The sequence below is a fragment of the Phaeobacter sp. JH20_26 genome, from assembly GCF_048056275.1.
Classification (GTDB): Bacteria; Pseudomonadota; Alphaproteobacteria; order Rhodobacterales; family Rhodobacteraceae; genus Phaeobacter; species Phaeobacter bryozoorum.
In genome coordinates, this window is sequence record NZ_JAYMWL010000019.1 from 262,245 (window position 1) to 272,301 (window position 10,057).

Genomic DNA, 10,057 nt, shown 5'->3' on the forward strand with positions numbered 1-10,057 from the left:
CGAGACGGTGCCGGATCAGAGGCTGGCCGCCAGCCGTGTACCCTGATTGATGGCCCGTTTGGCGTCCAGTTCGGCCGCCAGATCGGCGCCGCCAATCACGTGGCAGGATGTGCCTTGTGCCGCCAGCGCATCCGCCAGCGACCGCTCCGACAGCTGGCCAGAGCACAGCACGACGGTATCCGCCGCGATCACGGTTGGATTCTCGCGCGCCTCGCCAAAGCTGACATGCAGCCCGTCGTCGTCGATCTTCTCATAGTTCACGCCGCCGACGAAATTCACATCCTTCATCTTCAGCGTGGCGCGGTGGATCCAGCCGGTGGTCTTGCCCAGCCGCTTGCCGTGGCGCTCCGCCTTGCGCTGCAACAGCGTCACCTCGCGGGCCGGGGCCTCGGGTTGCGGGCCTTCGGGGGCCAGACCGGCGCGATGCTCGGCCGGGTCCGCAACGCCCCATTCCTTCATCCACAGGGGCAGGTTCTCTGTGGCGCTTTCACCTTCGTGCAGCAGGAATTCCGACACATCAAAGCCGATGCCGCCTGCGCCGATCACCGCCACCCGCTTGCCCACCTTGGCCTTGTGGCGCAGCACGTCGATGTAATCGACCACATTGTCGCGGTCCTGACCGGGGATCTGCGGATCGCGCGGCACCACACCGGTGGCAATCACCACCTCGTCAAAGCCCTTGAGATCGCCCGCCGACACCTCGCGGTTCAGCTCCAGCGTCACATCGCTCTGGGCCAGCATGGTGCGATACCAATCGACCAGCCCCCAGAATTCTTCCTTGCCCGGCACCTGCTTGGCCATGTTCAGCTGGCCGCCGATCTCGCTTGCGCGATCAAACAGCGTCACCTTGTGGCCGCGCTCCGCTGCCGCCAGCGCGGTGGACAGACCCGCAGGACCCGCGCCGACAATGGCGACGGTCTTCACGCTCTCCGCAGGCGTCAGCACCAGTTCGGTCTCATGGCAGGCGCGCGGATTCACCAGGCAGGAGGTCAGCTTGCCGCTGAACGTATGGTCCAGACAGGCCTGATTGCAGGCGATGCAGGGTGCGATCTGATCGGCCTTGCCCTCCGCCGCCTTGGCGACAAAATCCGCATCCGCCAGCATTGGCCGCGCCATCGACACCATATCGGCGCAGCCCTCGGACAGCACCTGCTCGGCAACCTCCGGCGTGTTGATCCGGTTCGATGTGATCACCGGAATGCCAACCTTGCCCATCAGCTTTTTGGTGACCCAGGCAAAGGCCGCGCGGGGAACAGATGTGGCAATCGTCGGAATACGCGCTTCATGCCAGCCAATACCGGTGTTCAGGATGGTGGCACCGGCCTTCTCGATCTCCTGCGCCAGTTCGACCACCTCGTCATAGGTGGAGCCATTGGGCACAAGATCGATCATCGACAGGCGGTAGATGATGATGAAATCCGTCCCCACCGCCTCACGGGTGCGGCGCACCACCTCGATCGGCAGGCGCATCCGGTTCTCATAGGACCCGCCCCAGCGGTCCTCGCGCTTGTTGGTATGGGTGACGAGGAACTGGTTCAGGAAATAGCCCTCCGACCCCATGATCTCAACGCCATCATAGCCCGCCTGCTGTGCCAGCACTGCGGCATTCACGATGTCGGAAATCTGCTTCTCGATACCCTCTTCATCCAGCTCCTGCGGCGGGAAGGGCGAGATCGGCGATTTTATCGGGCTTGGCGCCACGCATTTCGGACCATAGGCATAACGCCCGGCATGCAGGATCTGCATCGCGATCTTGCCCCCGGCCTCATGCACGCGGTTTGTGACGATGCTGTGGTTGGCCACATCCTGCTCGCTCGCCATCATCGCCGCCCCCGGCAGAACCGATCCTTCAAGGTTCGGACCAATGCCACCGGTGACCATCAGCGCCACGCCACCGCGCGCCCGGTCGGCATAGAATTCGGCCACCCGGTTCCAGTCCTTGGTTTCCTCAAGCCCGGTGTGCATGGATCCCATCAGCACGCGGTTTTTCAACGTGGTAAAGCCGAGATCCAGCGGCGCCAACATTTTCGGGTACGCAGTCATGACACTCTCCCTGGTAGTTCTCTGATAAGTCTTTGGTCTTCGTTTGCGCGAAAATGGCCCGGCCTGAAAGGGATTGTCACTTTGGACGCGGCGTCAACCTCTTGCACGACGCTGGGGCACAGGTGCACAAGGGGTGCATCCAACCAAGGAGAGACTGGATGACCCCCGAAGATATCGCAACCCTGCCGTACCGGCCCAATGTCGGCGTGATGCTGGTCAATGCAGCGGGTGAGGTCTGGGTCGGCCAGCGCATGGACCGGCACAAGGACGCCTGGCAGATGCCCCAGGGTGGTATCGACGCAGACGAAGATCCCAGGCTGGCGGCGCTGCGCGAACTGGAGGAAGAAACCGGCGTCACCGCCGATCTGGTCGAGATCATCGCCGAAAGCAACGGCTGGCTGCCCTATGATCTGCCCGCCGAAGTGGTGCCGCATTTCTGGGGCGGCAAGTATCGCGGGCAGGAACAGAAATGGTATCTGATGCGCTTTCTCGGGCGCGACGATCAGATCAATATCGCCACCGACCACCCGGAATTCTCCGCTTGGTGCTGGCAGCCGGTCGATCAGCTGGTCGGCAAGATCGTGCCATTCAAACGCGAGGTCTACGAACGGGTTATTCAGGAGTTTCAGGACCATCTATGATGGTTCGGACTGCCCCCCGTCTGACAAAGGATGTCCTGATGTCGCCGCTTCGCACGCTTTTTCTGCCCGTTGCCCTCCTGTCTGCGCTGGCCGGTCCCGCATCCGCCCTCAGCTGCCTGCCGTGGGGACCGTCGGACGCCTATCTGGAGGCGGTGAAATCCGACAAAAACTACGTCGTGGTCGAGGGTAAGCTCAGCTTTGATGAAACCGCCCTGCCGAAACCGCCGCAGGACAATCCCAATGATGCGCCGCCGCGCAGCCTGATCCCCGCGCGGATCAACGGCAAGGTGATGACCCCGGACGGCTTTTCAAAAGACGTCGATCTGGACATCACGCTGGAAATCCTCTGCTTTGGGCCGTGGTGTGCTGGCGCTGCGGATGGCGTGGACTATCTGGCCTTTCTGGAGCAGCGCGCAGGCGATTACGTGCTGCGCATGGATCCCTGTGGCGGCTTTGGCTTCGGGGGCACCGATGGTGCCGCCCGAGAGGAGGTGCTGGCCTGCCACGCGGGCACATCCTGCACCCCTTGGTCTGAACGCTAACCCGGTCCCGGTTTGGGAGACTAGATGCTAGCCACCCGCCGCCTGCGCCAGCGCAAACCGCTTTGCCCCAGCCACAGGCTGAACAGCGCAAGGCCCGCGCCAATCGCCTGTTTCGCCGTCAGCACCTCGCCAAGGAACACCCAGCCGAGCACCACCGCTGACAGCGGGCTGAGCACCCCGAGAAGCGACACCACCGATGGTTCCAGCCGGGCGATGCCGCGAAACCACAACACATAGGTCGCAGCGCCGCCGATCAGGCTCATGTACGCCAACCCCAACAGGTTCTCGGCACTCAGCTGCGGCAGCGATGGCAGCGACCACAGGGTGACCGGGATCAGCAGCAGCCCGCCCGCCGTCAACTGCCAGGCGGTGAAGGTCAGCAGGGACACAGGCGGCTGCCACTTGCGGCTCAGCACCACGCCGGCTGCCATCGCAATGGCCCCGGCGAGCCCCGCCAGAACACCGATCCCGTCCAGCTGCGCACTCGGCGTCAGCACCAGCAGCGCCACGCCCAGAATGCTCAGGGCCGCCGCCAGCACTGCCGCCGTGCGCACCGGCGTCTTCAGCATCAGCGCCGACAGGAACACCACCACCAGCGGCTGCACCGCGCCAAGGGTCGCAGCAACCCCGCCGGGCAGGCGATAGGCAGCGACAAACAGCAGGCTCCAGAAGATCGAGAAGTTCAGCGCCCCCAGCACCAACAACCGCGGCACCCAGCTCAGCGGCGGCAGTTGCCGCACCATCAGCATCAGCAACAGCCCCGCAGGCAGCGCGCGCAGCAGTGCCACCAGTAGCGGCGACTGCCCCGGCAGCAGGGTGGTGGTGACAATATAGCTGCTGCCCCAGATCACGGGGGCCAGCGCGGTAAGGATCAGATCGCGGCTTTGCATGGCAGAGATTCCTTTATTTCTCGACATCAAGATATATCGGTTTTTCTTGACGTCAAGATATCAGGCGATAAAACCTTCCCACATGGACCATGTGGATTTTGTGACCCAGCAATGGGAGCGAGAGCGCCCCGACCTTGATGTATCGGCGATGGCCGTCATCGGGCGGGTCGGACGATTGGCGCAAGCCTATCAGAAAGAAATGCAGAAAACCTGGGCGCGCTATGATCTGAACGCGGCCAAGTTCGATGTGCTGGCCACCCTGCGCCGGGCAGGCGCGCCTTATCGGCTGTCACCGGGCGATCTGTTGCAGGCCACCATGGTCGCCTCCGGCACCATGACCAACCGCATCGACCGGCTGGTGGACGCCGGTCTGGTGGCGCGCAGCGTCAACCCCGAGGACAGCCGCGGCTTCCTGATTGAGCTGACGCCAGAGGGGCTGAAGCTGATCAACGAGGTGGTCGAGGCCCATGTCGCCACTCAGGCCCGCCTGCTCGGCGATCTGTCGGATACCGAACAGCGCAGCCTGACACAGCTTCTGTCCAAGGCGCTGAACGCGGCAGAAACCGCCTGAAGCCCCCCACGACCGTCAGGGCCGATCACCGATGAAAAAAGCCGCCCCCGATTGCTCCGGGACGGCTGTGCAATAGTGGCTGCGGGCACGCCCCGGCTCAGATCAGCCCTTCGCGGCGCAGCACCTGATTCATCACCGCCTTGGGGCGGGGGCCGATATGGCTGATCACCTCGGCGGCGCAGACATTGCCGATCCTGGCGCAGGTCTCGATATCCAGCCCCTTGGCCATGCCGAACAGGAACCCGGCCGCAAATTGATCGCCGGCCCCGGTGGCATCCACCGGCACCACCCGCTCAACCGGCACTGTCACGCGGGTGTCGCCCTCAACCACGGTGACGCCATCGCCGGAGCGGGTGCAGACCACCAGCGGGCAGATGGCGGCTGTCTTGGCCAGCGCCTCTTCCAGATCGTCGGTTTCAAACAGCGATTTGATCTCGGCCTCATTGCCGATCACGAAATCGAGGTCGTGTTCGATCAGCGACAGGAAGTCGGCCCGGTGGCGTTCCACACAGAAGGGATCGGAAATCGCGATGCCGCATTTGCCGCCGCCGTTGCGGCAGTCCCGCGCCGCTTCCATAAAGGCGCTCTTGCCCTTGTCTTTGTCGAACAGATAGCCCTCAAGGAACATCAGCTGCGCCTTGCCGGCCACCGTGTCCGGCACATCCGACGAGGACAGCTCGGAGGAGATGCCCAGATAGGTGTTCATCGACCGCTCGCCATCGCCGGAGACAAAGATCATCGACCGCGAGGTCGGCAGCTCGCCGCCCGCAACCGGCGGGTTCACAAAATCCACGCCGTCATCCGCCATCGCCTTGGCGTAGAACCGCCCCAGCGCATCGTCATGCACCCGCCCGATAAAGGCCGCATCCAGCCCCAGTGCACCCGCGCCCGCAATGGTATTCGCCACCGAACCGCCAGGCGTCTGCACCCGTTCCTGCATAGCCGCATAGAGCACCTCGCCGCGATCACGTTCGATCAGCTGCATGATGCCTTTCTCGATGCCCATATGCTCCAGAAAGCTGTCGTCACATTGGCTGATCACGTCCACAACGGCATTGCCGATCCCGACGAGCTGGTAGGTTTTCATAGAGTCTTGTCCTCAAACTGGCAGAGATCGCGGATGATGCAGGTGGGGCACATCGGCTTGCGAGCCTTGCAATGGTATCGTCCGTGCAGGATCAGCCAATGATGGGCATGAAGCTGGAAATCCGCCGGAATATTGTCTTCGATGGCACGTTCGACCGCATCGACATCCTTGCCCGGCGCAATGCCCGCCCGGTTGCCAACGCGAAAGATATGGGTGTCCACCGCCTGTGCGGGCTGGCGCCACCACATGTTCAGCACCACATTTGCGGTCTTGCGCCCGACACCGGGCAGGGATTGCAGCGCCGCGCGGGAATTGGGCACGATGCCGTCATACTCCTCGACCAGAATCCGCGACATCTTGATCACGTTCTTGGCCTTCTGGCGATATAATCCGATGGTCTTGATATGCTCGATCAGACCTTCTTCGCCCAGATCCAGCATCTTCTGCGGGGTGTCGGCAATCTTGAACAGCTCGCGTGTTGCCCGGTTCACGCCCGCATCGGTGGCCTGCGCCGACAGCGCCACCGCCACCACAAGCGTATAGACGTTGACGTGATCCAGTTCGCCCTTCGGCTCTGGATCCGCTGCCTGAAACCGCGTGAAGATCTCACGCAGCGTGTGATAATCGAGTTGCTTTGCCATCGCGGCCCTTAATGCCGCGGAGGAACAGTCGGCGCAAACAGAAAAGCGGGTCAGGGTGAGCGAAGCGTTACACTGCGGCTTGCCGGTCTCGCGCAGGCCCTTCGCGCAAGATCCGGGTCGCACTGCCCGGCCAGCGCCATATACTGGAGCACAGGACCACAGGCGGGAGTGCGACCCATGACATTGCAGACGCGCGAGGAGAGCTATCATTACGGCGTCATGCGCCGGGCGATTGCGCTGATTGACGATGGCGGCGAGGATCTGACGCTGGCCGAACTCTCTGCCGCGATGGGGATGAGCCCCTCGCATTTCCAGCGGCTGTTCTCGGCCTGGGTCGGCGTCTCCCCGAAACGCTACCAGCAATATCTGCGGCTGGGCCATGCCAAGAGCCTGCTGGAGGATCGCTTCACCACGCTGGAGGCCGCCCATGCGGTGGGTCTTTCGGGCAGTGGCCGACTGCACGATCTGTTCCTGCGCTGGGAGGCGATGAGCCCCGGTGAATACGCCCGCAAGGGGGCCGGTCTGACAATCCACTGGGGCTGGTTTGACAGCCCCTTCGGTCTGGCGCTGGTGATGGGCACGCAGAAAGGCATCTGCGGGCTGGCCTTCGCGGCGGAAACCGGGCCGGAGGCGGCGATGGCGGATATGCGGTCACGCTGGCCTCAGGCCGCGTTTGCCGAAACCCCGGAGCTGTTGCGGCCGCAGGCGGAGGCGATCTTTGCACAGCGCGGTGAGGCGGCCCTGCATATGATCGGCGCCCCCTTGCAGATCAAGGTCTGGGAGGCGCTGCTGCGCATCCCGTCCGGGCAGGTCACCACCTATTCCGAGATCGCCCAATCCATCGGCGCGCCGCGGGCGGTGCGCGCCGTCGGCACGGCGGTGGGGCGCAACCCGATCAGCTGGCTGATCCCCTGCCACCGCGCCCTGCGCAAATCCGGTGCTCTTGGCGGCTACCACTGGGGGCTGCCGGTCAAACGCGCGATGCTGGCCTATGAGGCGGCGCGGGAGGAGGGGCAGCAGGACGGCGCGGCCTGATCCGCGCGCACCCTGTCCTGACCCGCGCGCCGCGCAAACAGGCGCCGCAGCAGGGCGGGGCGCTTGCCACCCGGCGCGATCTCGGCCTCGGCCCGCGCTGCGGCCATTGCGGCGGCCTTTGCCGCGCCCCGGATCTGAGCGGCCTCCCGCTCCACTTCGTAGGATTTGGGAAACTGGCGCTGCGCCTCCCATTTGTCTTTGCCCAGCGTGATCAGAACAATCCAGTCATAGGTCAGCATGGTGTTTCTCCTTCTGTCTGAAGTCAGAACACCACAACGCTGCTGACACGCTTTGTCAGCGGCCTGTGCTAAGATGTCAGCAGCCTGTCAGCGGAGAGAGATCATGGAGCGCACCGGCCGCCTGTTCGAAGTCATCCAAATCCTGCGCGCCGCCTCCGCCCCGATCCGGGCGGAGGATCTGGCGGAAAAGCTGGAGGTCTCAAAACGCACCGTCTACCGCGATATCGCCGCGCTTCAGGGGATGCGCACCCCGATCGAGGGGGAGGCGGGTATCGGCTATGTGCTGCGCAAGGGCTATGATCTGCCGCCGCTCAACTTCGACGAAGAAGAGCTGGAGGCGCTTTATGTCGGCCTGTCCCTGTTGATGCGAACCGGCGACGGCGCCTTGCAGGAGGCGGCCAAAAGGGTCTGTCGCAAAGTCATGGAATGCCGCTCGCCCGGAGATCGGTTGCAGGTGGCACCCTGGGGCGGCGCGCCGCTGGATGATCCCGAGCGGGGCTGCGTGTCAAAGGGGTTGCTGCGACAGGCGGTCCGGGACAGCCGCAAACTGCGGCTCACCTATCTCTGTCCCGACAGCGGCGAAACCCTGCGGGTCCTGCGCCCGCTGGCGCTGATCTACAACGTCGAAACCACGCTGCTGGCGGCCTGGTGCGAATTGCGCGGCGGCTTTCGCCATTTTCGCGCCGACCGGATGCTCTGCGCCGATCTGCTGGCGGACAGCTTTGCGGCAGAGGCCGATCTGCTGCGCAAACTCTGGATGGAGCAGGGCGGGGGGCTTGAGGAGGATGCGGCCCGGATCACCTCAGCCTAAAGCAGAGCTTGGGCAGGTTTTCGCCGAGCCAAAAAGACGTTACCTTGTGATGACGGCACCGCAACACGATATTCTCCGCAGCACGGGCCCCGCCCGGATTGAGCAAGCAAAAGGCAGATTTTTGATGATGCAGATGAAACTTACCACCGCAGCCATCCTGGCCGCAGGCCTGGGCCTGACCGCCTGTACCGATCCCGCAACCGTCGGCACCCCCGGCAGCAAGACCCAGAGCGGCGCTCTGATCGGGGGCCTGATCGGCGCGGGCGTTGGCGCTGCTGCCAATGATTCCGACCGGGGTCTGGGTGCTGTCACCGGCGCGCTGGTCGGTGCCGCCGCCGGCAGCGTCATCGGCAACCAGCTGGACGCGCAAGAGCGCGAGCTGCGCCAGTCGATCTCCAATGATGGCATCTCCATCGTCAACACCGGCGACCGTCTGATCGTGTCGCTGCCCAATGACCTCACCTTTGCCACCGACAGCGCGGCGATCTCGCCCGCGGTGCGCTCTGACCTGAACAAGGTTGCCGCCAGCCTGGTGCGCTACCCCAACAGTCAGGTTCAGGTGATCGGCCATACCGACAGTGATGGCGATGCCGCCTATAACCAGGGCCTGTCGGAGCGTCGCGCCAATGCGGTCGCCGATCAGATCCAGGCCGGTGGCGTGCCCTACAACCGCGTGCAGATCATTGGCCGCGGCGAAAGCCAGCCGGTGGCGTCGAACCTCACACCCGATGGCAAGGCGCGCAACCGCCGCGTGGAAATCGTCGTGATCCCGCAGGGCGCCTGAGCCTCCTGACACAGCCATATCCGGGGTGTTGCCCCGTCCAAGCAGAAAGACCGCGCCGCAGGGTGCGGTCTTTTTTCTGCGCAGTTATGTAACTATTCCAGACTGCGTGGCGTTGTGTGGATGACTGCACATCGGCTGCGCAGGCGTCGGGGTTTTCTCACCGGCCTGACGGCATAGGTTTGTCCGAGACAGAAATTCAAAACCGAAAGAGGCATCACACCATGTCCGACCCCAAAATCCTGACCATCTCCGGTTCGCTGCGTGCGGGCGCCACCAACCGTAAACTGCTGGCCGAGGCCCTGCGCCTGTTTGGTCCCGCCGAGGTGAGCGAGGCCGATCTCAATCTGCCGCTTTATGACGGTGACGACGAACAGGCCAATGGCATTCCCGCAGCGGTTCAGCGGCTTGCGGATCAGATCGAGGCGGCGGATGCGGTGATCATCTCCACCCCGGAATATAACGGCGCGCCCTCTGGCGTGTTGAAGAACGCTCTCGACTGGGTCAGCCGCACCAGCAACAAACCGTTTCAGGACAAACCGGTGGCCGTCATGTCCGCCGCTGCGGGCCGCGCCGGCGGGGAGAAGTCGCAGATGCTGCTGCGCACATTCCTCGTGCCGTTTCAGCCCCGCGTGCTGACCGCACCGCAGGTGCATGTGGCGGCATCGCAGTCCGAATTCGACGAAGGCGGCCGCCTAAAGGGCGAGATGTATGTCAAAACGCTGGAAACGCTGATGACGGCGCTGCGGGCCGAAATCGCGCGCTGAGCGGACCCA

The 10,057-nt window shown here is 63.9% G+C and carries 12 protein-coding genes; 7 read left to right on the top strand and 5 right to left on the bottom strand.

Annotated elements, in window-relative coordinates:
• Positions 1-15: 15 nt before the first annotated feature.
• Positions 16-2,043 (bottom strand): FAD-dependent oxidoreductase, encoded by a 2,028-nt coding sequence (locus VWY60_RS16725; RefSeq protein ID WP_416541201.1) that lies wholly within the window; start codon positions 2,041-2,043, stop codon positions 16-18.
• A 158-nt stretch (positions 2,044-2,201) separates the two neighbouring features.
• Between VWY60_RS16725 and VWY60_RS16730 the strand changes: the two genes are divergently transcribed.
• Both VWY60_RS16730 and VWY60_RS16735 read left to right on the top strand, forming a co-directional pair.
• Positions 2,202-2,684, top strand: coding sequence for an RNA pyrophosphohydrolase (locus VWY60_RS16730; RefSeq protein ID WP_340546806.1), 483 nt, complete (start codon positions 2,202-2,204; stop codon positions 2,682-2,684).
• A gap of 38 nt (positions 2,685-2,722) precedes the next feature.
• Positions 2,723-3,226, top strand: a complete 504-nt coding sequence (locus VWY60_RS16735) for a hypothetical protein (protein WP_416541202.1) — start codon at positions 2,723-2,725, stop codon at positions 3,224-3,226.
• Positions 3,227-3,246: 20 nt separating this feature from the next.
• Here the strand turns inward: VWY60_RS16735 and VWY60_RS16740 are convergent, their stop codons facing one another.
• On the bottom strand, positions 3,247-4,116 hold the full coding sequence (locus VWY60_RS16740) for an EamA family transporter (RefSeq protein WP_340546808.1): 870 nt from the start codon (positions 4,114-4,116) through the stop codon (positions 3,247-3,249).
• Positions 4,117-4,198: 82 nt separating this feature from the next.
• Between VWY60_RS16740 and VWY60_RS16745 the strand changes: the two genes are divergently transcribed.
• Positions 4,199-4,687 (top strand): MarR family winged helix-turn-helix transcriptional regulator, encoded by a 489-nt coding sequence (locus VWY60_RS16745; protein WP_260082048.1) that lies wholly within the window; start codon positions 4,199-4,201, stop codon positions 4,685-4,687.
• 97 nt (positions 4,688-4,784) lie between these two features.
• Here the strand turns inward: VWY60_RS16745 and VWY60_RS16750 are convergent, their stop codons facing one another.
• Positions 4,785-5,774: an adenosine kinase gene (locus VWY60_RS16750; protein WP_416535260.1), complete on the bottom strand. Its 990-nt coding sequence runs from the start codon at positions 5,772-5,774 to the stop codon at positions 4,785-4,787.
• Positions 5,771-6,415 carry an endonuclease III gene (gene nth / locus VWY60_RS16755; RefSeq protein ID WP_416541203.1) on the bottom strand — a complete coding sequence of 215 codons (645 nt, stop codon included), beginning with the start codon at positions 6,413-6,415 and terminating at the stop codon, positions 5,771-5,773. Before nth ends, VWY60_RS16750 begins: the two co-directional genes overlap by 4 nt.
• Before the next feature lie 177 nt (positions 6,416-6,592).
• Here nth and VWY60_RS16760 point away from each other — a divergent pair, with 177 nt between their 5' ends.
• Positions 6,593-7,450 (top strand): methylated-DNA--[protein]-cysteine S-methyltransferase, encoded by an 858-nt coding sequence (locus VWY60_RS16760; RefSeq protein ID WP_416541204.1) that lies wholly within the window; start codon positions 6,593-6,595, stop codon positions 7,448-7,450.
• On the opposite strand, the gene VWY60_RS16765 is transcribed toward VWY60_RS16760, so the two are convergent.
• Positions 7,405-7,689 carry a hypothetical protein gene (locus VWY60_RS16765; RefSeq protein ID WP_416541205.1) on the bottom strand — a complete coding sequence of 95 codons (285 nt, stop codon included), beginning with the start codon at positions 7,687-7,689 and terminating at the stop codon, positions 7,405-7,407. The two genes, VWY60_RS16760 and VWY60_RS16765, sit on opposite strands and share 46 nt — an antisense overlap.
• Before the next feature lie 103 nt (positions 7,690-7,792).
• Between VWY60_RS16765 and VWY60_RS16770 the strand changes: the two genes are divergently transcribed.
• The 3 genes from VWY60_RS16770 to VWY60_RS16780 all read left to right on the top strand — a co-directional run bounded on the left by VWY60_RS16770 (position 7,793) and on the right by VWY60_RS16780 (position 10,048).
• Complete coding sequence (locus VWY60_RS16770) at positions 7,793-8,500, top strand: helix-turn-helix transcriptional regulator (RefSeq protein ID WP_416541206.1); 708 nt, start codon at positions 7,793-7,795, stop codon at positions 8,498-8,500.
• 124 nt (positions 8,501-8,624) lie between these two features.
• The gene (locus VWY60_RS16775) at positions 8,625-9,284 is read left to right on the top strand and encodes an OmpA family protein (protein ID WP_340546814.1); all 660 of its coding nucleotides are present in this window, start codon (positions 8,625-8,627) and stop codon (positions 9,282-9,284) included.
• Between the two features lie 221 nt (positions 9,285-9,505).
• Positions 9,506-10,048 carry an NADPH-dependent FMN reductase gene (locus VWY60_RS16780; RefSeq protein WP_416535257.1) on the top strand — a complete coding sequence of 181 codons (543 nt, stop codon included), beginning with the start codon at positions 9,506-9,508 and terminating at the stop codon, positions 10,046-10,048.
• The last annotated feature ends 9 nt before the right edge of the window (positions 10,049-10,057 follow it).